The organism is Bacillus sp. ms-22, assembly GCF_009759805.1.
In the GTDB taxonomy this organism is placed as follows: domain Bacteria; phylum Bacillota; class Bacilli; order Bacillales; family Bacillaceae; genus Bacillus; species Bacillus xiamenensis.
This window is the reverse complement of the sequence record NZ_CP046653.1, coordinates 2,789,647-2,810,238: the sequence shown is the minus strand read 5'-3', so window position 1 is coordinate 2,810,238 and position 20,592 is coordinate 2,789,647. Positions and strand designations below refer to the sequence as shown.

Annotated in this window: 22 protein-coding genes and 2 pseudogenes; 16 read left to right on the top strand and 8 right to left on the bottom strand. The window is 41.5% G+C overall.

Annotated features, from left to right (window positions below):
* Positions 1–239: 239 nt before the first annotated feature.
* From GPA07_RS14665 to GPA07_RS14655, 3 genes are all read right to left on the bottom strand, one after another.
* Positions 240–824 (bottom strand): histidine phosphatase family protein, encoded by a 585-nt coding sequence (locus tag GPA07_RS14665; RefSeq protein WP_157292874.1) that lies wholly within the window; start codon positions 822–824, stop codon positions 240–242.
* A gap of 62 nt (positions 825–886) precedes the next feature.
* Positions 887–2,233 (bottom strand): globin-coupled sensor protein, encoded by a 1,347-nt coding sequence (locus GPA07_RS14660; protein WP_406566821.1) that lies wholly within the window; start codon positions 2,231–2,233, stop codon positions 887–889.
* Between the two features lie 41 nt (positions 2,234–2,274).
* Complete coding sequence (locus GPA07_RS14655; RefSeq protein WP_157292873.1) at positions 2,275–3,807, bottom strand: FAD-dependent oxidoreductase; 1,533 nt, start codon at positions 3,805–3,807, stop codon at positions 2,275–2,277.
* Positions 3,808–3,948: 141 nt separating this feature from the next.
* Here GPA07_RS14655 and GPA07_RS14650 point away from each other — a divergent pair, with 141 nt between their 5' ends.
* A complete protein-coding gene (locus GPA07_RS14650) occupies positions 3,949–4,809 on the top strand; it encodes an SDR family oxidoreductase (protein WP_008359049.1) in 861 nt (286 codons plus the stop codon).
* Positions 4,810–4,865: 56 nt separating this feature from the next.
* On the opposite strand, the gene GPA07_RS14645 is transcribed toward GPA07_RS14650, so the two are convergent.
* Positions 4,866–5,102: an IDEAL domain-containing protein gene (locus GPA07_RS14645; protein ID WP_008348804.1), complete on the bottom strand. Its 237-nt coding sequence runs from the start codon at positions 5,100–5,102 to the stop codon at positions 4,866–4,868.
* Positions 5,103–5,391: 289 nt separating this feature from the next.
* Between GPA07_RS14645 and GPA07_RS14640 the strand changes: the two genes are divergently transcribed.
* The 6 genes and pseudogenes from GPA07_RS14640 to GPA07_RS14620 all read left to right on the top strand — a co-directional run bounded on the left by GPA07_RS14640 (position 5,392) and on the right by GPA07_RS14620 (position 9,187).
* Positions 5,392–5,970, top strand: a complete 579-nt coding sequence (locus GPA07_RS14640; RefSeq protein ID WP_157292872.1) for a competence protein ComK — start codon at positions 5,392–5,394, stop codon at positions 5,968–5,970.
* Positions 5,971–6,118: 148 nt separating this feature from the next.
* A pseudogene (locus GPA07_RS18875) lies at positions 6,119–6,241 on the top strand (D-TA family PLP-dependent enzyme); the annotation flags it as partial.
* Between the two features lie 21 nt (positions 6,242–6,262).
* On the top strand, positions 6,263–6,934 hold the full coding sequence (locus GPA07_RS14635; protein WP_008359054.1) for a helix-turn-helix transcriptional regulator: 672 nt from the start codon (positions 6,263–6,265) through the stop codon (positions 6,932–6,934).
* A 24-nt stretch (positions 6,935–6,958) separates the two neighbouring features.
* Positions 6,959–8,068: a threonine synthase gene (locus GPA07_RS14630; RefSeq protein ID WP_008359056.1), complete on the top strand. Its 1,110-nt coding sequence runs from the start codon at positions 6,959–6,961 to the stop codon at positions 8,066–8,068.
* A 98-nt stretch (positions 8,069–8,166) separates the two neighbouring features.
* Positions 8,167–8,416: pseudogene (locus tag GPA07_RS14625) on the top strand (cupin domain-containing protein); the annotation flags it as partial.
* A 288-nt stretch (positions 8,417–8,704) separates the two neighbouring features.
* The gene (locus GPA07_RS14620; protein ID WP_157292871.1) at positions 8,705–9,187 is read left to right on the top strand and encodes a hypothetical protein; all 483 of its coding nucleotides are present in this window, start codon (positions 8,705–8,707) and stop codon (positions 9,185–9,187) included.
* 31 nt (positions 9,188–9,218) lie between these two features.
* On the opposite strand, the gene pdxR is transcribed toward GPA07_RS14620, so the two are convergent.
* The gene (pdxR, locus tag GPA07_RS14615) at positions 9,219–10,658 is read right to left on the bottom strand and encodes a MocR-like pyridoxine biosynthesis transcription factor PdxR (protein ID WP_157292870.1); all 1,440 of its coding nucleotides are present in this window, start codon (positions 10,656–10,658) and stop codon (positions 9,219–9,221) included.
* A gap of 145 nt (positions 10,659–10,803) precedes the next feature.
* Here pdxR and GPA07_RS14610 point away from each other — a divergent pair, with 145 nt between their 5' ends.
* The 7 genes from GPA07_RS14610 (at position 10,804) to GPA07_RS14580 (ending at position 17,182) form a co-directional block, all read left to right on the top strand.
* On the top strand, positions 10,804–11,973 hold the full coding sequence (locus GPA07_RS14610) for an MFS transporter (protein WP_071167812.1): 1,170 nt from the start codon (positions 10,804–10,806) through the stop codon (positions 11,971–11,973).
* A gap of 63 nt (positions 11,974–12,036) precedes the next feature.
* The gene (locus tag GPA07_RS14605) at positions 12,037–12,315 is read left to right on the top strand and encodes a barstar family protein (protein ID WP_008359067.1); all 279 of its coding nucleotides are present in this window, start codon (positions 12,037–12,039) and stop codon (positions 12,313–12,315) included.
* A 158-nt stretch (positions 12,316–12,473) separates the two neighbouring features.
* Positions 12,474–13,424: an ABC transporter permease gene (locus GPA07_RS14600; RefSeq protein WP_008359069.1), complete on the top strand. Its 951-nt coding sequence runs from the start codon at positions 12,474–12,476 to the stop codon at positions 13,422–13,424.
* A complete protein-coding gene (locus GPA07_RS14595) occupies positions 13,417–14,367 on the top strand; it encodes an iron chelate uptake ABC transporter family permease subunit (protein ID WP_008359071.1) in 951 nt (316 codons plus the stop codon). Before GPA07_RS14600 ends, GPA07_RS14595 begins: the two co-directional genes overlap by 8 nt.
* Positions 14,358–15,116, top strand: coding sequence for an iron ABC transporter ATP-binding protein (locus GPA07_RS14590; RefSeq protein ID WP_008359073.1), 759 nt, complete (start codon positions 14,358–14,360; stop codon positions 15,114–15,116). Before GPA07_RS14595 ends, GPA07_RS14590 begins: the two co-directional genes overlap by 10 nt.
* 22 nt (positions 15,117–15,138) lie before the next feature.
* On the top strand, positions 15,139–16,083 hold the full coding sequence (locus GPA07_RS14585; protein WP_071167811.1) for a siderophore ABC transporter substrate-binding protein: 945 nt from the start codon (positions 15,139–15,141) through the stop codon (positions 16,081–16,083).
* A gap of 139 nt (positions 16,084–16,222) precedes the next feature.
* Positions 16,223–17,182: an LCP family protein gene (locus GPA07_RS14580; protein WP_008355118.1), complete on the top strand. Its 960-nt coding sequence runs from the start codon at positions 16,223–16,225 to the stop codon at positions 17,180–17,182.
* Between the two features lie 40 nt (positions 17,183–17,222).
* Here GPA07_RS14580 and GPA07_RS14575 read toward each other — a convergent pair whose 3' ends face one another.
* Positions 17,223–17,654: an enoyl-CoA hydratase gene (locus GPA07_RS14575; protein ID WP_232532167.1), complete on the bottom strand. Its 432-nt coding sequence runs from the start codon at positions 17,652–17,654 to the stop codon at positions 17,223–17,225.
* An 88-nt stretch (positions 17,655–17,742) separates the two neighbouring features.
* Positions 17,743–18,105, bottom strand: a complete 363-nt coding sequence (locus GPA07_RS14570) for a YhjD family protein (RefSeq protein ID WP_008355122.1) — start codon at positions 18,103–18,105, stop codon at positions 17,743–17,745.
* A gap of 157 nt (positions 18,106–18,262) precedes the next feature.
* Between GPA07_RS14570 and GPA07_RS14565 the strand changes: the two genes are divergently transcribed.
* Both GPA07_RS14565 and lepB read left to right on the top strand, forming a co-directional pair.
* Positions 18,263–18,880, top strand: coding sequence for a TVP38/TMEM64 family protein (locus GPA07_RS14565; RefSeq protein WP_008355124.1), 618 nt, complete (start codon positions 18,263–18,265; stop codon positions 18,878–18,880).
* On the top strand, positions 18,880–19,392 hold the full coding sequence (lepB, locus tag GPA07_RS14560; RefSeq protein ID WP_008355125.1) for a signal peptidase I: 513 nt from the start codon (positions 18,880–18,882) through the stop codon (positions 19,390–19,392). Before GPA07_RS14565 ends, lepB begins: the two co-directional genes overlap by 1 nt.
* A 37-nt stretch (positions 19,393–19,429) precedes the next feature.
* Here lepB and GPA07_RS14555 read toward each other — a convergent pair whose 3' ends face one another.
* A complete protein-coding gene (locus GPA07_RS14555) occupies positions 19,430–20,575 on the bottom strand; it encodes an AbrB family transcriptional regulator (RefSeq protein ID WP_008355127.1) in 1,146 nt (381 codons plus the stop codon).
* Between the last annotated feature and the right edge of the window lie 17 nt (positions 20,576–20,592).

The following is a 20,592-nucleotide window of genomic DNA, read 5'->3' as shown; positions in this document are numbered from 1 at the left end:
AGGGAATTAAGTCGCTTGGAAATTATGGTAAATTATGTTTATTCTATATTTTCGGCGATTTTCTATTAAAAAGGAATCGTGCTTTTTTGCTTATGATCGATTTGTGGATAAACATTCGATACCCGAAATGCCATAAAATAGGTAGAAAAGGCTAGCATCTATTTCGAATTTCGATATAAAAAAATATTATTTGATCATTGTTTCTGACAACAAAAAAACCTGCTTGGAGAGCAGGTTTCTTAAGAAGGAGCAGATTGTGTTAAATGGCTGACCACGTTGTAATCGCGCACCTTCCATTTTCCATCTTTCCATTCCACATAATTTAAGCAGGCATTCTCAAGTCGTGTATCTTGTAGACCCATATGTTCATCAGCAAGAGTGGAGAGTAGGGCATGAATGGCAGCACCGTGAGCCACGATCAGCACATGTTGATCTGGATAGGCTGCTCTGACCTTTTCAATCCCTTCTACCATTCGATCTTGCATCGCTTCTAACGATTCCATATTTGGATACTTTTTATCGGGAAACAGTTTCTGACGTTCCTCAAACGACATGCCTTCAGCGTCACCGTAATCACGTTCAATAAAATCGTCCATGATAACGAGCGGTGCATGTACATGCTGTAAAATCAACTGCGCTGTTTCTTTTGCCCTTGATAAGGGACTGGAAATGACAACATCCCAGTGAACATCTTTTAAGTAAAGGCCGGTTTGTTCCGCCTGCCATTTACCAGTATCATTTAAAGGGATATCTGTTCGTCCTTGAATACGTTTCGCTGCATTCCAATCGGTTTCACCGTGTCTGACTAGGCAAATTGCTGTCAATCAAATCCCGCCTTTTCTATCTTTTCTTCTATTATACTAAAACAAGAAGAAAAATGACTGGATCAGCGATTTGTCAGGCTTGTTAAAGATTCGACGGAACTTGCCACTTGGGACACTGTTTGTTTCACTTCTTTTAATTCGTTCAGGAACGTTTGCAGATCTATTTCGATTTTTCCGTTTTGGTTTTTGCTTAGGTTCATGCTGCTCACGATATCATCGAAGAGAGAGTTGATTTGGGTCATTTTTTCTTTACTGTCTGTTACAAGTAAATTCACGTCAGCGATATGCTGGGACACAATAGCGATTTGTGAATTTGTGTTGTTGACGAGCTCTGATACAGTAGAAACCGTTTTCTTAGTGTCTTCTGATAATTTTCGAACTTCGTTTGCAACGACAGCAAAGCCTTTGCCATGCTCACCTGCACGTGCAGATTCAATTGAGGCATTTAAAGATAGTAAATTCGTTTGCTCTGCAATGCCTGTGACAATCCCAAAAATTTGTTCGATTTGTTTCGCAATTTCTTCTAAGCGTTTAATCTCTGTTTCAATCTTTGTCATGCTGCCATCAATTTGATTCATTTGGGTTTGCTGAATTTCTAACTCTTTTTTACCGCCAATTGATTTTTCTTCGACCTGTGCTGAAATTTTCGTTCCAGCCTGTGACATATCCGCCATCTCATCAGATTTTGATACAAGTTTGTCCACAGCATTTGTTGTGTTTGAGAAGAGGGAAGCAAGCGAATTAGAGGTTTCTGTAATTTTTGTATGAAGCTCTTTTTGCTGTTTTTCTGCTTCATCACGAATTTTAGAATACTCATTTTGGAACGTATCTAGGACAAGCTGCTGCTCTAAATTTAAAATTTTCGTCGTCGCTTTGACTGCCGTCTGATATTCTTTGAAATCTTGGATATGCTGAGCGAATAAATCCATAATCGAGAGCAAGAGGTCTTGGAATGCTGCCATATACCATTTAGGCTGAAGCCCAATTCGCAAATGAACTTGTGCGATTTTAATTCTTTTGGCTACATAGGATTCGTCAATCACACCGGCAAACATTTCACTGATATGAATGCGGAGTGTTTTTTTCAGACGTTCGACTGAGCTGTTATCTTGAATGATGTGCATCAAGGAAGACTCAACCTCTAAGTTTTTATAAAATTTATCGACGATATGTTCAATATCATCTTGAACAATCGGATTTAGCTGTTTCAGAATAAAAAGGTCTTGCTGCGTCAAATCAATCATTTTAATCTGTTTGGCAATGTCCGTATTCTCCGAAAAATCGATTCGTTTTATCCCATCATCCTGTTGTGTGAAAAAAGCAGTCTTTTTCGTTTTACTCTCTTTTTTAAATAACAATGTGTTAGTCCCCCCATAATGATCACAAATATCAGACTTTATGTTTTTTATCGGATAATATTGGCTTTTTTAAAGGGGAAACCAGTGAAATTTTACTGTTCTTTATATGACCTTTTTAGTGGTTTCTTCGCTGGACCTTCTACTACTTCTCCAGTAATGGAGAAACGGGACCCGTGACAAGGGCAGTCCCATGTCCGGTCACTATTATTCCAAGCGACTTCACAGCCTAGATGAGTACATGTTGTATCGACAAGAAAGACATTGCCATCCTCTGACTTAAAGGCGCCGCATTTTTTATGTTGATCAAACACAATCCCGCCTTCGCCTGGTTTTAAATCATCAATGGTTTGATCCGGTCGCTTGAATTTACCGCTGATCAGCTTCGCCGCAACATTGGTGTTTTCTTTGATAAAGTCTTTGAAGAATGGGTCAGAAACAAGTCTTGATGGTGTAAAGATGGATTCGTAAGGATTTGATTTTCCCTCAATCAAATCTCCAATAAGTGTTGCTGCGACATGGCTGGTCGTCATGCCCCATTTTCTAAAGCCTGTCGCAACAAAAATATTGCTATGGTGTTTCGTCAAGTGGCCAATATAAGGCATGTGATCCATCGTGACCATATCGTGTGTTGACCAGCGATAAAGAACTTTTTCTATACCAAGGGTGGCGTCTCCGAAGTTTTCTAGTGCTTCATAGTGAGCGGATTCATCTCCGCCTTGCCCGGTTTTATGCCCTTCTCCTCCGATGAGCACGACGTCTTCTCCGTGGAATTTTGCCGTTCTTAATGAATGGACAGGCTGGTCAATTCCTAAGTACATGCCGTCTGGAAGCGGTTTGGTTGTTTTGGCTGCGACGACATAAGATTGCTCGGGATGGATTCGGGTGAAATAAAGTCCTTTGCCATCATAAAAAGGAAAATGTGAGCATGAAATGATAAATCGGCCCGTCAGATGATGGCCACTTTTTGTGATGACAGCTGGTCGTTTTCCTTCTTTTACATCGACTGCAGTTGTCTGTTCAAAAATGCGTACACCTCGGCTGACGAGCTGATCGATGAGTGCATGAAGATAATGAAGTGGATGAAATTGTGCCTGCTGCGTCATGGCAAGGGCAGCTTTTATGTCAGCATCAAAAGGGAGCTCTGTTTTCCATTCGCGGTCAATACCGAGCTGTTTATAGGCATCTAATTCCTTCTTTAACTTTTTGACACCGCCTTCTTCCGTTGTATAAAGGTAAGCATCCTTCACCTCAAGCTGACAATCAATGTCATACTTTTTCACGCGTGCTTGAATCAGCTCTTTTGCTTTCTCATTTGCCTCTACATATAAACGGGCCTTTGGCATGCCAATATGCTGAATCAGCTCATGATAGTATACATCGTGCTGGGAGGTAATTTTCGCTGTTGTATGTCCGGTCGTCCCTTGCAGCACTTGATCAGCATCTATGATGATCACATCCAGCCCTCGTTCTGTCATTTCAAATGCAGCAGCAATACCGGTAATACCAGCGCCGACAATGATCACATCTGCTGTGAGATCTTCGCTAACAGAAGGAAAAGAATCCTTCTGACCTTCGACTAACCATAACGATGTTGTCTGTTCTAATTCTTTATGTTCTTGTTCCATGTTGTCGCCTCCAGTGACTTGTTATGTATAATTTTTACACAATACTGAAAATCATACATTTGAATGGAAACAAGAGCGAAATACATAAAAAAATGGCCAACACATAAAAATAAGCGAGATAGAAGGAAGGAGTGGACTGATGTGTCAACAAAGCAGCCGAAGAAAACCTTACCGCCTCAGCACCAGAATGAACGTCCCGGTCTTGAATATAAAATGAACCCTAGACCTATTTTTGATCGAGACGTGCAGGGCAAAAAGCTAGCTGGGAAAACGGCCATTGTGACAGGCGGAGATAGTGGAATCGGCAGAGCAGTATCTGTCTTGTTTGCAAAAGAAGGAGCCAATGTAGCGATTGTTTACTTGAATGAACATCACGATGCAGAGGAGACGAAGGACTATATTGAAAAGGCGGGAGGGCGTGTCATCTTAATTCCTGGGGATTTAGGAGATGAAGCCTTTTCAAATGAGGTGGTCAAAAAAACAAAAGATGCTTTCGGTTCGATTGATATTTTGGTCAACAATGCAGGTGAACAGCATCCGCAAAAAAGTATTGAACAGATTACCTCTCACCAGCTTCTTCGGACATTTCAAACGAATATTTTTGCGATGTTCTATTTAACAAAAGCGACGCTCCCTCATTTAAAGAAAGGAAGCAGTATCATTAATACAGCATCGGTCACTGCCTATAAAGGTCATGAAACCTTGATTGATTATTCATCGACAAAAGGGGCAGTCGTGACGTTTACAAGATCTTTATCCCTATCGCTGATCAAACAAGGGATTCGAGTGAATGGGGTAGCGCCTGGGCCAATTTGGACACCGCTGATTCCATCCACATTTACGGAAAAGGAAGTTTCTGAATTTGGCGGAAATGTCCCCATGGAACGCCCTGGTGAGCCAGTAGAGCTAGCGCCGAGTTATTTATTTTTAGCGAGCGAAGACTCATCTTATATGAATGGACAAATGATACATGTCAATGGCGGAACGATATTAAATGGGTAAACAAAAAACTTGCGGTAAAGAGACAAGGTGCTGTCTCTCTGCCGCAAGTAACATCATCAAGATTGATGTAAGCAGTGTTCTGCATATTGAGCTGACAGGTCATTAAAACGCTTTTCATCACGCTGATCTAAAGCCTTATCAATCTCTTCTCTAAGGAAGGTTAAGCGCTGTTTATAAAGCGCCTCATCTAAAACCATTTGAATATAGATGTCTAAAATGGTGACGCCATTCTCTTCGGTTTTTTGGGTGTTGCGGGACTTCATGAGCTCAGCATACGTTTTTTTCTCTTTCATAAAGAATCCCCCCGATGCCTTTTTTATAGTATATGGATTGGCGGAGAAAAAATCAATAAGAATTTATAATTTTTAGACAATTTATTTTTGAGCCATATCGACACCCCTTGTCCAGTCGACAGGATGCGATATATCTTTAAAAATGGCTTTTAGATAGATCGAAGGTACTAAAAAACACGATAAAAAGATGATTTTAAATAAATTTTGAAAAAATCCTGTCGTTTCTTATACGTTGGTGATAGATTAATAGTATCTAAAATAACCAAAAATTAACACAGGAGGAAATGAAGTGTCAGGAATTAGCGAAACACCTTTAGATTCATACGTCATTAATCAAACAACAATGGCGGTCCTTCCGGTTGAAGAAGGAAAACGAGTATATTCAAAAGTTATTGAAAGAGAGACAAGCTTTTATGTTGAATTAAAGCCTCTGAACATTATAGAACGCAGCTGTAGGTTCTTTGGCTCAAGCTATGCAGGCAGAAAAGCGGGAACATATGAAGTAACAGGAATTTCCCATAAGCCTCCCATCGTGATTGACTCATCCAATCATTTGTATTTCTTCCCAACCTATTCATCCAACCGCCCCCAGTGCGGATGGATTTCCCACAAATACATTCATACCTTTCAAGAATCGTCCCTCGGAGACACGGTTGTCACTTTTACCAATGAGCAATCGGTCAAACTGGACGTCTCATATAAATCATTTGAAAGTCAGGTGCACCGCACAGCATATCTTCGAACGAAATTTCAAGACCGTCTTGATGGAGGTCTTCCTAAGAAACAAGAATTTATGCTGTATCCAAAGGAACAGCAGCTCAACCTTGTGTATGACTTTATTTTAAGAGAACTTCGTAATCGATATTAGTTCAACACCAGCGGCAGCAAGCCGCTGGACTTCTTCACCTGCCATACTTCGCACATCGTCATTTCTTTTTCATCGAAAAAACAATTGATTATCATATAAAAAATTATATAATTTAATCATTTTATATAAAAAATTATATATTTTGATGAAGGTACGAATCATTCTGAATCACATATGTCCTGTGGTCAATCTTCATGAAAAAGCATACCTCATTCAAGATGGTGAAGTAGTAGAAGAGTTTGCGATTGCCAGTAAAGGGAAACTACAATAGAGCAACAATGGAGTGAAAGAAATGTCAGAAGTGAAACATCAATTAAACCATTACATTCCGATTGCAAAAACGATTGCGCATATGTTTGGCTCTTCTTGTGAAGTGGTCATTCATGATTTGACCCAGCCGCAATCGTCCGTCATCTTTACGATCAATCATCATGTCACAGGGAGAGCGGTCGGACAATCGTTTGACCATCTAGTAAAAGAGGTGCTCTTATCGGACGAATTTGATGAAGATTACTTGGCAGGCTATGAAATAAAAACAGAAGATGCAAGAACCATTAAAGCATCTACAACACTGCTTCGTGATGACAAAGACCAGGTGATCGGGGCGCTTTGCATCAACTACGATATGAGTACAGTAAGTCATGTAAAAGAATTAATCGACAAGCTTGTCCCTGGATTAGCAAAAGAGGTGCCTGCCGCATCGCCAAAGAAAAGCAAAGATACGCTGCAAAGTGTAGATGAAATTGCAGATCGTCTTATTGAGCAGATCATTTCTCATCAAAAAGGCTCATTAAAAAAGCGGCAAGAAAAAATTGAACTGATTCGTTTTATGGATGAGAAAGGCATCTTTCTCATGAAAGGATCAGTGGATAAAGTAGCGGAGCGGTTAGGTATATCGAAGGTCACGGTTTATAGCTACTTAGACGAATTGAAGAAAATGAAAGAATCAGAGGAAACATCGTAAATCAAATCGAATAGGGGGATGGCTATGCTAAAAGAAACCTATGTTTGCACCTCATGTGAGACAGCCTATCCAAGTACACCTGATATTTGGAAATGTCCGTGCGGCGGTCTTTTGAAAATAGAGTGGGAGAAACCAGCGTTTTCAAAAAAAGAGATTCAAAGTGAGTTACCTGGAATGTGGAGATATGAAAGGGCACTGCCTTTTCATTCGCGATGTAGTGTGTGGGAAGAGGTCACTATGGGTGAAGGATATACGCCGCTTGTGCCGTTATCACAAGATGATCCTCACACATTTGTGAAAGTAGATTACATGATGCCTACGCTTTCTTTTAAAGACCGAGGAGCAGCTGTCCTGATCGCAAAAGCAAAAGAATGGGGCGTCAAAAAGGTAATCGCTGACAGCAGTGGAAACGCCGGTACTTCTATTGCCGCCTATGCGAAGCGTGCTCAAATTGAATGTGATATCTTTTTAGGGACATCCACTTCACCGAAAAAAGTCGCTCAAATAAGCGCACATGGAGCGAATATTCGTATGGTTGATGGAACGAGGGAGGATGTGGCAAAGGCAGCGCAGTTGGCAGTTCAGCAAGAGGGAACGTTTTATGCCAGTCATGTGTTTAATCCTTACTTTTATGAAGGAACGAAAACATACGCTTACGAAATGTGGGAACAGCTTAGCCGCGTGCCGGATACGTTAATCATTCCTGCAGGCAACGGCACACTTCTATTAGGCGTTTACCAAGGTTTCTGTGAACTATTAGCGGAAGGTCTCATTGAGACATTGCCGAAAATCGTCGCGGTGCAAGCAGAAAACTGTGCCCCGCTTGCCGAAGCTTTTTATGAGCAGCGTCTTGAGAAAGTGTCGGTTCAAAATAAAGGAACGATAGCTGAAGGCATTGCCATTGCAGCACCTGAACGTGCAGCACAAATCCTTCACGCCACGAAGCAGACAAATGGGTATATTTTGACCGTGAATGAGCAAGAGATTAAGGGCGCACACACAGCACTAGCAGCGAAAGGGTTCTACGTTGAACCAACCACAGCAGCCAATTATGCTGGCTTTTTGAAGCACCGAAGAATGGCACATGAACGGATTGTGCTGCCGCTATGCGGAGCGGGATTAAAAGCCATTTAAATTCAAAAGGGGAATCACTAATTGAAATCCATTCATCTAAAGGACATTTACATAGCACTGGTCATCGCTGAAATGAATGATGTGAAATGAAAATATAAGGGGAATTCGTTTGGCATCAGCATGATCACACGGACGAAGTATTTCTCGTCATTGAAGGTGAGATGGAAATTGAGTTTAGAGATGGCAAGGTTGAACTGAATGCAGGAGACTTGTATGTGATGCTTAAAAGGAAAAGAGCACAAACCGTTCGCACAGGAAAAATGTCATGTCATGCTGGTTGGACCGCGGGGAGTTGTCAATACGGGAGATACTTCATCTGAACTGACAGCAGAAAACGATGTGTGGATATCATGCAAAAGGAAAAGGCGCCGAAAGGGGTCTTTTTTATTTCAGAAAAAAGGACGAGATTGAAACCATACGTGCGTCTCTCGTCGTCTATTGACTGTATCAACATGAAATGGCAGGGAAATGTGAACCATTAGAAGGATTTTCATTCATTTCCTCACAAATCGCAGAAGTGATACAGGCGGTCTGTTACAATAAAAAGAAGTCATTTCTTGTAATGTGTTCGTATGAGGTAAAAGATGATCATTTTTGACCGATATGAACGAATGGGAATAGAAATGGAGGCTCTGTATGAAAAAACGATGGCATTTGATGCTGCTATTTACCGTGACAGTGACACTACTCACAGCCTGTAATCAAGCAGGTCAGCCGCCTTCAAAACAAAACACAACAGAAGACACGTATGAACAATGGGTTCAGCGTTATATGGATGAGTTAAATGAAGCCTATGAAAACATGACCGATCAATTTATTTCAGACGGACATGGGAAAATCCAAGCAAATGAAAAATTGAGAAAAGCGACGAAAGCATTTGATCGTGTGATTCAAAAAGGACTTGCTCATCAAGAAGTTCCAGCTGCGTATAAAAAGGCTGACAAACAATTAAAGACAGGCCTTGCTTCATTTGAAAAAGGAATTGACAAGGTGGAGCAGTTGTTGAAGCACCCCGATCAAGAAAAGTTGTTTATGTCAGCAACCCAGCATTTTCAAGATGGATTGCAAGAGACAGCCTCATATATTGAAGAAGTGGGGAACATTCAGCAATCACGTTAAAAAGACCCGGAAGTCAATCTTCCAGGTCTTTTTAGATGCGAAATGTTTGCTTTAACCGGCGCACGCCTTCTTGGATCATGTCTTCATCCGTACAGGCAAAACCAAGCAGCAATCCTTTTCTTTCGCTTTCATAGCAATAGGGGCTTAATGGATAAATGCCGACGCCCGCTGCTTTTGCTGCCTCAATACTGCCTTTTTCATCAAAGTCTGGTGTTCCTTCTAAAAATACATGAAGACCTGTATCGGTTCCATATAAATGGAAGTGTTTGTCAAAGTGATGTGTCAAAAGGGCATGCATCATGGCGGCCTGCCGCTTTTTATACACCTGTCTCATTCGCCTGACATATCGGTTGAATTCTCCTTCTCGGAAAAAAGATGCAAGTGTGATTTGCTCCATGATCGGCAGCTGTCTTTGAATAAGCGATTGCAGTGCAGCGATTTCTTTGACGACAGCTTGAGAGCCGATAATTGCAGCAAGACGGATGCCTGGTGCGAGCACCTTTGAAAAACTTAATATATAGATCACATGGTCTGGTGCTTCTGAAAATAAGGAAGGAAGCGGTCCGCCATGATAACGATAATCCCCATCAAAATCATCCTCTAATATATAAGATTGATGTTTGACAGCAAACTGCAGCAGTTGCTGTCTTCTATTGACGCTCATACAGACGCCGGTTGGACGCTGATGTGAGGGCGTCACAGCGATTAGCTTTGTACGTTCTGGCAATGTATCCACGATCATTCCTTCTTCATCTACAGCAGCAGGATGAATGTTCATTTCACGATGTAAAAAAGAAAGTCTTGCTCCGGGAAAACCAGGATCTTCAACAGCCACCATATCCCCTTTTTTGAGCAGTACTTGTGAGATTAAGTCAATGGCTTGCTGCGTGCCCCCTGTTAACACCATTTGATCTTCTTCTATCTCGATGCCTCGTTCAACAGATAAGTATTGGCGAATTTCTGAGCGCACTTCCCATAATCCATGCGGAGAGGAATAGCCCCAATCTTTCATATCTAAGCGCTGTAATGCTTTTAGAAGCGAGCGTTTCCAAATGTTTTGAAAATGTTCGTCGATGGCTGGTTCTTGATGGCGAAAGTCAATCTCAAGCTTCTCATGAAATTGATTGGCCGATAGCCAGTGATCCATTTGTTTTTCAGCCACGTCAAAGTGAGGTCTAACTGGAAGCGCAAAAGGCGGCTCGCTTTGACGGGGAGGAGAAGCTGCGTATTGATCACTTGAAATGACCTTTGTCCCGCCTCTTCTAGAGGTGCTCACATAGCCTCTTGCCAGCAGTTCATCATAGGCGAGCTGTACGGTTGATCTTGATACGTTGAGCTCCTGTGCCAACACTCGCGATGGCGTTAACTGATCATCAGGATTCAGTGTTTTTGTATGAATTTTTTGAATGATACCAGTGACGATTTGCTGCCAGAGCGGGGTAGAGCTTGAGCGGTCTAAATGAATATACACGGTGCACCTTCTCCCTTACTTTTAGGTCATCCTATCATGATGACATGAGATTTTGGACTGGTCAATAGAGTGATTTTTGGATGTAGGAAGAAATCCAAATGGTGTGTACACTGGTTCATATCATTTACAAAGAGGAGAGAGTCCAATGATTCCTGCATCAAAAGAAGAAACAGCCCATCTATCCATGGTGCCGTTTATGATTGTTTTATTTGGCCTTTTCATGATTACGGCTGCTGTGAACCTGCAAGTGCCTCTTTATACGGCGTATGCAGACCAAGCAGGATACGGAAAGGCGGCTACTGCCCTTGTATTTGCCGCATATGTATTCGGACTTATACCGGTATTGCTGTTACTTGGCGGCATATCAGACCGGGCTGGACGGAAGCCGATTTTATTGGTCGCACTCTGCTTCTCGTTATGTGCCACTCTTTTGATGATCGTGGAGCCGACCATTCAAATGCTTTTTGCAGCCCGGCTGCTCCAAGGAGTGGGGCTTGGCTTAAGTGTTGGAACATGCACGGCCTACTTGATTGCTTTATACCCAGAGAAATCAAGCTGGATTCCAACTTTTATCGCACTATGTAGTTCTGTTGGGTTTGGGGGAGGTGCTCTTTTTACAGCGATACTTTCCTTTCAACATGTGTCGCTGACGCCGCTTAGTTATTGGGTTGTGTTGGTCTTTTTCATCCTGACGATTGTTGGTGTATTCTTTTTTGTGCCGCCTGTCCAAGGAGATGCGGGCAAACCGTTAATGAACATGCCAAGGTTTCCAAAAGGGACAATGCTGGCGAACTTAGCCATTGCCATTGCATGGTCTGTGTGCGGTCTCATCATTTCTATTTTGCCAGCACAGCTTAAACTAAATGGCTATGAATTGTGGGTAGGACCGGCGCTGTTTTTTATTAATATAGCAGGTGTCCTGATGCAGCCATTTGTTCGCAAGATGAATAGCAGCGCAGCGCTCAGGATAGGGTTTATTTGTCTTCCATGTGGATATGGTCTGTTGTTATTCGGTGCAAATGGCGGATCCATCCTCCTTGTGCTTGCTGGAACTCTTTTGGCGGGCACTGCTTGCTATGGATTTACTTACTTAGGGGGCTTGCAGCTCATTGTCGAACAAGGGAAGAAGGAAGCGGCTAGAGCCGTTGCAGGGTATTACTTGTTTGCGTATCTAGGTCTTGGCATACCGAGTGTGTTTGTTGGTCTCTTTGCTGATATCTACGGTACTCAGACGGTATTAACCCTCTTTTTCTTGATCGTTTTTGCAGCTTGCCTCATCCTGTCGACCTTAGGGTTCAGGCAGAATCAAACGTGAGAGGTCTTCTTTCTCTTTCCCATCCCTTTCGTTTAAAATAAAGGCAGGAGAGGGGGAGATGATATGAAAAAAGTACAGCTGGATGGTGCGATGTGCAGATCGCAGGAGGCGCTTCATGATCAATTAAAAACAGTCTTGCAGCTACCTGACCATTACGGGAAAAATCTTGATGCGCTTTGGGACTGTTTAACAGGAGAAGTGAGTCTTCCTGTAGAGCTTACATGGATCAATTATCAGGCAAGCAAAGACGAGCTTGGCGATTATGCAGAGAGCATGAGGCAGTTATTTCAAGAAGCAGAAGAGGAACTAAAGGGGCAATTCCAATTGAACATTCAATCATAAAAAACAGCTGATTCTGAAGGCTGTTTTTTTGTGTAAATGAAATCGTTTCTCATTCTACTATTGAATATTTCACTAAATATGATAATATATGAACTGTCGCTTAATTGATAATGATAATCATTTGTGACGGAGCGCTTGATAGAAAGTGAGAAACCTGTATGAAGTTGTACCAATTAAGTTTGTTGTTTGTGTGTTTGGCATGTGCGTCACTGTTTGTCGGTGTACAGGATCTGTCTATTTTACAGTTGTTTCATCTAACAGATGAACAAGTGCAAACCTTATTATCAAGCCGCATCCCGCGGTTGATGAGTATTGTGCTTGCTGGCATGAGTCTGAGCATATGCGGCTTTATTATGCAAAGCATGACGAGAAATAAATTTGTATCTCCAACCACTGCAGGAACAATGGATTGGGCCAAGCTTGGGATCTTGGTCGCCATGCTTGTTTTTACACAGGCAAGCCCGCTAATGAAAATGGCTATCGCTTTTCTATTTACTTTAGCCGGTAATCTATTATTCTTAAAAATTTTGCGCCATATTAAGGTGAACGATACGATCTATGTACCGTTAGTCGGCTTAATGTTTGGCGGGATTATTAGTTCCATCTCCACGTTTATCGCCTATAAATATGATCTGATTCAAAACGTATCAGCATGGCTGCAAGGGGATTTTTCTCTTATTGTTCAGGGGCGTTATGAGCTGCTCTATGTGAGTGTTCCGCTATTGATCATTGCGTATGTATATGCGGACCGTTTTACAGTGGCTGGTATGGGCGAGAGCTTTGCCGTCAATTTAGGTTTAACGTATAAACGTGTGATGGCAGTTGGTTTGGTGATCGTTTCGATGATTACCTCTGTCACGATTTTAACTGTGGGTATGCTGCCATTCCTCGGCTTAATCATTCCTAATATTGTATCGATCTACCGAGGGGATCATCTGAAAAAGAGTCTGCCGCATACGGCTTTACTAGGTGCCATTTTTGTGCTCATCTGTGACGTACTCGGACGGGTGATCATTTATCCATATGAAATTTCTGTCGGGCTCATGGTCGGCATCATTGGAAGTGCGATCTTCCTGTACATGTTATTAAGGAGGAAGCGCTATGCATAAGAAACGAATGCTATTTCTCATTGCAGCCATTGCAGCCGTATTTGTTGTCATTTTTATCACCTTTCAAATGGGGTACTGGGAGTACACAGTGCCGAGCCGTTTAAAGAAGGTACTTGCGATGACATTGACAGGGGGCGCTATTGCCTTTTCCTCTGTGGTGTTCCAAACCTTGACCAACAACCGAATTCTAACACCAAGCATTTTGGGACTAGATGCGCTGTATTTGTTTTTGCAAACGGCGATTATCTATCTTTTTGGATCGACCAATTGGATGATCACTAATAAGAACCTGAATTTTTTCCTTTGCGTTGGATTGATGATTCTTTTTTCCGTACTTCTATATACGGTGATGTTTAAACGCAAAAACAAGCACATTTTCTTACTCCTGCTTGTTGGGATTGTATTTGGTACATTGTTCAAAAGTCTTTCTTCCTTTATGGAAATGCTCATTGATCCGAATGAATATCAGGTTGTACAGGATAAATCCTTTGCAAGCTTTAATCATATGAACACAGATATCCTCCTCATCGCTTCTGTTTTATTTGCGGCGCTGTGTCTTTATATTTGGACATTCCGCGCTAAATTAGATGTGATGTCGTTAGGAAAGGAACATGCTGTGAATCTCGGGATTGACTATGACGGTATCACCAAAAAGATGATGATTGTCATTGCCGTTCTTGTGTCCATTGCGACGGCCCTTGTCGGCCCTATTACATTTCTTGGCTTACTCGTCGTGAACGTGGCAAGAGAGCTCTTTCGTACATACCGTCATACGTACTTGCTGTTAGGCTCTTTTTTCATTAGTGTCATTGCCCTTGTCGGCGGGGAATTTCTTGTGGAAAAGATATTTAGCTTTCAAACGCCGCTTAGTGTGCTGATTGATTTAGTCGGTGGCTTGTATTTTATTTACTTACTTTTAAAGGAGAGTCGTTCATGGTCGTGATGAAGGGAGTCAGTAAGACATATAATGGAAAAACAGTGCTTTACGAAACAACTGTCAGTGTGAAAAAAGGACAACTGACCTCTCTCATTGGTCCAAATGGTGCGGGCAAGAGCACACTTTTGTCCATCATGAGCCGTCTGATTCAGCCAGACACAGGTGCAGCTTATCTAGAAGACAAACCATATAGTCAGTATCCTCCGCAGGAGCTGGCGAAAAAGATGAGCATTTTAAAGCAGTCCAATCACATGAGTGTACGTCTGACCGTTCGGGAGCTTGTCAGCTTTGGCCGTTTTCCGTACTCACAAGGCCATCTGACAAAAGAGGATGAGAAGATGATCGATGTGTCCCTTCAATACATGAAGCTTGTCGATATCCAGCATCAATATTTAGATGAACTGAGCGGCGGACAAAGACAAAGAGCTTTTATTGCGATGGTGCTGGCTCAGGATACGGATTATATCTTTTTAGATGAGCCTTTAAACAATTTGGATATGAATCATTCTGTGGAGATGATGAAGCTGTTTCAGCAGCTCGTGAATGATCTGGGGAAAACGATTGTTGTGGTTCTCCATGATATTAACTTTGCATCTGTATATTCCGATCATATCGTCGCCTTAAAAGATGGACAGATCATCAAAGAAGGCGGAGCAGACGAAGTGATTCAAACCGATGCACTTGAACAAATTTATGACATGCGTATACCGATTGAAATCATTCGCGGTGAGCGCATTTGTTTATATTTTTCTTAAAAAAACGAAGAGGTGAAGAAGTATGAAAAAATGGATATGGTTGATGACTGTATTAACAGCGATGGTTGTACTCGCTGCCTGTGGTAACCAAGGGAAAACAGAAGGAACAAGTGAGGAAACCGTGACGGTTAAAGACATGCTGAATAAAGATGGCGTGAAAATCAAGAAAAACCCGAAAAAGGTTGTTGTGTTTGATATGGGAAGTCTTGATACGCTAGACAAACTAGGTGTGAATGTGACAGCTTTACCAAAACAAGTGATCCCTAAATATTTATCTAAATATGAAAGTGACAAATATGTGAATGTCGGCGGTTTAAAAGAGCCGAACTTTGAAAAAATTGCAGAGCTCAAACCGGACTTGATTATTATTCAGCACCGTCAAGCAGATGCATTCGACGAATTTTCTGAAATTGCCCCTACGATTTACATGGATGTAGATAATGCAAACTATATGAAATCATTTAAAAAGAATGCCGAAACGTTAGGAAAGATTTTTGATAAGGAAGACAAAGTCAAAAAAGAACTTTCAGCGATTGATCAAAAAGTGGATGCATTAAAGAAACAAGCAAAAGAGTTAAAGAAAAATGGTCTTGTGATCATGGCGAACGACAGCAAAATGACGGCATTTGGTCCTAAGTCAAGATATGGTCTGATCCATGATGTATTTGGCATTACACCGGCTGATTCAAAGCTTGAGCCATCTGACAAACACGGACAAAGCATTTCATATGAGTATATGGTCAAAACGAACCCAGATTACTTATTTGTTGTTGATCGCGGTGAAGCGATTGGAGAAGAAACGTCTGCGAAACAGCTTGTTGAAAATGATTATGTGAAATCAGTCAAAGCGATCAAAAACAATCATGTGGTGTATTTGAACTCTGACATGTGGTATTTAGCAGGCGGCGGCCTTGAATCATTGAATGCCATGATAGATGAAGTGAAAAAAGGAATTGAACAAAAGTAATGGATGAAAAGCTGCTCATATCGAGCGGCTTTTTTATTGTGGATTCATAAAAATATGTTGCGTGCAGGAAACTTTCATTAAAATATGTTATAGTGGAACCTACATTGCTAGACTAAGATAGAGTGAGGGTTCGGAAAGGATGAAGGAAAAAACAAGAGCAAAAAGAAGAAGGCTAAGACCTTGGGTGAAAGTCGTGCTGTTTATCATGGCATTTGTCATGGTAATGGCGGTATCTGTGACAGGATACGCATACTATAAAATTTCAAAAGCGTCGAATAAAGCGCAAGTATCATTAGAAAGAGGAGAGACCTCGCAAAAGCGTGTGAAAGCTTTTGATCCAGGAAAAGATAGCTTTTCGGTGCTCCTCTTAGGGATTGACAGCCGTCCAGGTGAAACGGTAGACGAAGCAAGAAGTGATGCGGTCTTACTTGCGGCGGTGAATCGAACAGAGAAAACGATCAAGCTTCTTAGTATTCCTCGTGATTCTTATGTAGATATACCGGGAAGAGGCTATGATAAAATTGCTCATGCTCATGCGTTTGGCAGTGCAGATTTATCAGTCAAAACGGTAGAGAATCTGTTGAACATTCCCGTAGACTATGTGATTTCAGGGAACTTTAAGGCGTTTCAAGACATTGTCGATGAGCTAAATGGAATTGATGTGACGATTGAAGATGAGGGCATTGCAAAACAAATGGAAAAGGATTCAAAAGGAAAAGTTCATGTGGAAACAGGCACACAAACACTCAGCGGTGAAGAAGCATTAGCGTTTGTGAGAACGAGAAAGGCAGATAGTGATCTCATGCGCGGAAAGCGCCAAATGGAGGCACTTCAAGCCATCTTTGAAAAATCAAAATCCATTTCTTCCATACCGTCATATGACAACATCATTGATACACTTGGTGATAACGTCTCCACTAATTTATCCATGAAGCAGTTTATCGGTCTTTACCCTTTACTAAGTTCATTGAAATCAGTGGATACTCTTCAGTTAAAGGGGCATGATTATCAGCCTGGGAATGTGTACTACTTTGAGTTAGATGGAGCTGGGTTAGAAGAAGTCAGACAAGAGCTGAGAAAGCAGCTTGAATTATCATAAATCATGAAGAAGCCTGCCGCAGTGGCAGGCTTTTTGTCTTTTAATAGTAGAGGGTTGCAGGCATCGTTGGGTACCACACGCCATTTAAAGCAAGCGCCCAGCCATATACTTTTTCGCCGGATTCAATCTTGTCCTTCACCGCAGTGAGTGTTTCGTATGAAAAGACTTGATAAGACTGTCCGGTTTTTTTAGCGACAATGACCGATAGAATATTGTCATTGAATACACTCGGCTCCTCGTCATTACTCGTCCAAGCAATTCGATTATAGTAAGTTGTGTTAAAAGGATTCTCGAGTGCCTTCACTTCAAACTTCACTCGTTTTCCAACGATAGAAACCGTTGTATAGGCCACACTTGTAAATTGTGTAGATGCTGCTGCTTCTTGTTTTCCTGTTTGCACTGGTTCTAATGCAGAAACTGTGCTTGGCACAAGTAACCCTGCTGCTAAAGTGAGTGCTGCTATTTTTTTCATCACTATGCAATTCCTCCTAATTTTTGGTATGTTTATCAATTCGCCAAAAATTGGAGAGTTCCTTTTCGAATGTAAAATATAACCACATTTATTTTTCTTGATGGAGAAAATATTGGGTGAGCATTTCCTCTACACGATGACGTATACGTGGATTAAAATATTTATGCTTTTCTTCATAACCATTCATCATAAATAAATATGTCGTAAAACCTTCATCGTGTTCAATTTGCTGTACTTTCATTTTTTCTTGACGTAAATGCTGTTTCAATTGATAAAGAGCTGTTTGTGCTTCTTTTAATGAAGATGTGACAAGCTGAATATATGGTTCATTTAGTTTAAATGTTTGATGTTTTTTGAGGTGCGTCAAGTCACGGTTGAGGATGGAGATGACCATTGGAAGAAAGATGGCCTGTTCCATCATCTGAAGCTGTACACTTGATAGTCTTGTCATGTCCATGCCTGCTTTCTTTATGAATAGAACATTTGTTCTTATTTATTATATCGGATGAGTCTAAAAATCTCAAGGGGAAGGAGAGGGATTCATTTGTATATTTTTATGCTTTCCATGTAAAATGAAAGATAGACAAACCTTGAAGGAGTCAAACAAGTTGCCATCATTTCTTTCCATATTTACTCATGAACATATCACATCATTTTTTGAGAGCTACAAGGCCTTTGGCCCAATTGTGGCCATATTGCTTCCTTTAATAGAAGCATTTCTGCCATTTTTACCCCTCGTTGCGTTTGCTGTGGCAAATGCAAATGCCTTCGGGCTATGGGAAGGCTTTTTATTGACCTGGATTGGTGCAAGTGCAGGATCTATTCTTGTCTTTTTACTGATCAGAAAATTTGGACAGATGAGAATGCTGAACTTTATCAGCAGACACCCTTCCATTAAAAAGCTGATGCTTTGGGTGGAAAAACGGGGGTTTGGCCCGCTTTTTATTTTACTTTGCTTTCCTTTCACCCCTTCTGCTGCCGTCAATGTAGTAGCAGGACTATCAAGAATTAGCATCTGGCAATTTTCATTAGCCGCTTTATCAGGTAAGTGTGTCATGCTCTTAATGATTAGTTTTATTGGCTATGATCTTTCGTCTTTGGTAAAGAATCCGTTAAGAAGTGTTTTTGCAGTTCTAGTCATCGCTTTATTATGGTATGTTGGAAAGAGAGTAGAAAATAGGTTGAACATTCGGATGAGTCAGCGTGAGGACAAAGGAGGCTCTTAATGAAAAAGAAGCCATTTCTGTGGTTGATGATTATTACATGCATCGTCTTATTGTTCCAAGTAAAGAATTTCATGTTTGTCACGTACAAAGTAGAAGGGGTTAGTATGGACCCGACATTTACAGATGGGACAGAATTATTAATCAACAAGTTCTCACCAAAACTCACGAAAATTAACCGGTTTGATTACGTTCTCTTTCATGGGCCTAAAAATCAAATTTTGATCAAACGGGTCATTGGACTGCCAGGGGAAACGCTCAAGTATGAAGACGATCAGCTATTTGTTGATGGTGCGAAATGGAAAGAGCCATATTTAAAAGAGCAGAAAAATCATAAAATGGGCAACGTCCTGACAGGTGATTTTCAGCTAAAAGCCATTACAGGCCATCATAGGATACAAGATAATCATTACTTCGTGATCGGAGATAACCGAATACATAGCTTTGACAGCCGGCATTTTGGAACCATCTCAAAGGATCAAGTAGTCGGTGTAAAAAGGCATCAACATGAATAAAAAAAGAGGCGCTTTGCATAAGCAGAGCGTCTCTTTTTTATTTGGCGGCTTTATAATCAGTCTGTCTTTTTGCCCAAAAATGATGTAAGAAACGAAAAAATGGTGGCAACATGGCGATCACCAAAATAATTCTAACGACTTGTACAGCAACAACAAAGGTGGAATCCTCATGGAGTGTGACTGCTGTTGTCGCCATTTCTGCAATACCGCCAGGCGAAAAAGCAAGAATGGCCGTAATGACAGAAATCCCTGTGATCTCTGCAATCGCAATTGAACTAAGAACAGTTGCAGCAATCAGTCCGGCTGAGCTGACGATGGCCACAATCAAGGTGTTTTTTAGTCCGACAAACATTTGTTTATTCATTTTTGAACCGATGGTTGCCCCTAGAAATACCTGTGACGCAATGTTCGCTTGGGCTGGCCAGTAAGGAATCAAATCATGACCAATCAAGGCACCTGCACCTACTTGAAGTGCTGCGACACTTAGCATACTGCCAATGAGCCAAGGGGCAGGAAAATGAAGACGAACGGCTAGACGTGACATAAGCCAAGCACCTAAAATGAGAGCAGCTGTCCACGAGATGTTTGACAGTGTGAACACGCCTGATGAAAAGGCGCTGCCTTGTACTGCTGCGGCCGCATCTGATTGGCTTTTTGTATTTAAATAAAACACTGTAAATGGAATGGTGAGTACAACCATTAATACACGTATCGTTTGGACAAGACTCACTACAGCTGTATTTGCTCCAACCTCTTGGGCAATTCCCGGCATAGCGGATAAACCGCCGGGGGCAGTACCAACAAAGCTGGTCAGCATATCTGTTTTGCTCAGCTTCCATAAGACAAACCCGGAGAGCATGGCTAATAAAATAGAAAAGACAAGCATGAAACTCACTGGAAGCCAATTTTCAGCGAAAATGTGAAGGACTTTCATGTTCATTTTCTGCCCTAGTTCGATTCCAAGAATGAATTGACCAAGGAGTAGCCATCTGCTGTGAATACGTAAGGTGTTGTATCCTTTGCGCTGAAACAGGGTGGGGCGGCGCATTGCCATAAACGAAGCTGTGATTAAAGTACCAACCATCCAGCCAATAGACATCCCTGTTAAAGACAAAAGAAATCCTCCTAAACCGCTTATCGCAATCAGAATGAGATCGGTTCGAAGGCTGTTTCCTTGTTTCATCAAATGTAAACCTTCTT

Coding starts and splice junctions, on each gene's coding strand:
- GPA07_RS14655 (WP_157292873.1), bottom strand. CDS start 3,807: ATGGAACAAGAACATAAAGAATTAGAACAGACAACATCGTTATGGTTA.
- GPA07_RS14645 (WP_008348804.1), bottom strand. CDS start 5,102: ATGAAAGAGAAAAAAACGTATGCTGAGCTCATGAAGTCCCGCAACACC.
- GPA07_RS14635 (WP_008359054.1), top strand. CDS start 6,263: ATGTCAGAAGTGAAACATCAATTAAACCATTACATTCCGATTGCAAAA.
- GPA07_RS14630 (WP_008359056.1), top strand. CDS start 6,959: ATGCTAAAAGAAACCTATGTTTGCACCTCATGTGAGACAGCCTATCCA.
- GPA07_RS14620 (WP_157292871.1), top strand. CDS start 8,705: ATGAAAAAACGATGGCATTTGATGCTGCTATTTACCGTGACAGTGACA.
- GPA07_RS14610 (WP_071167812.1), top strand. CDS start 10,804: ATGATTCCTGCATCAAAAGAAGAAACAGCCCATCTATCCATGGTGCCG.
- GPA07_RS14605 (WP_008359067.1), top strand. CDS start 12,037: ATGAAAAAAGTACAGCTGGATGGTGCGATGTGCAGATCGCAGGAGGCG.
- GPA07_RS14600 (WP_008359069.1), top strand. CDS start 12,474: ATGAAGTTGTACCAATTAAGTTTGTTGTTTGTGTGTTTGGCATGTGCG.
- GPA07_RS14595 (WP_008359071.1), top strand. CDS start 13,417: ATGCATAAGAAACGAATGCTATTTCTCATTGCAGCCATTGCAGCCGTA.
- GPA07_RS14590 (WP_008359073.1), top strand. CDS start 14,358: ATGGTCGTGATGAAGGGAGTCAGTAAGACATATAATGGAAAAACAGTG.
- GPA07_RS14585 (WP_071167811.1), top strand. CDS start 15,139: ATGAAAAAATGGATATGGTTGATGACTGTATTAACAGCGATGGTTGTA.
- GPA07_RS14580 (WP_008355118.1), top strand. CDS start 16,223: ATGAAGGAAAAAACAAGAGCAAAAAGAAGAAGGCTAAGACCTTGGGTG.
- GPA07_RS14575 (WP_232532167.1), bottom strand. CDS start 17,654: ATGAAAAAAATAGCAGCACTCACTTTAGCAGCAGGGTTACTTGTGCCA.
- GPA07_RS14570 (WP_008355122.1), bottom strand. CDS start 18,105: ATGACAAGACTATCAAGTGTACAGCTTCAGATGATGGAACAGGCCATC.
- lepB (WP_008355125.1), top strand. CDS start 18,880: ATGAAAAAGAAGCCATTTCTGTGGTTGATGATTATTACATGCATCGTC.
- GPA07_RS14555 (WP_008355127.1), bottom strand. CDS start 20,575: ATGAAACAAGGAAACAGCCTTCGAACCGATCTCATTCTGATTGCGATA.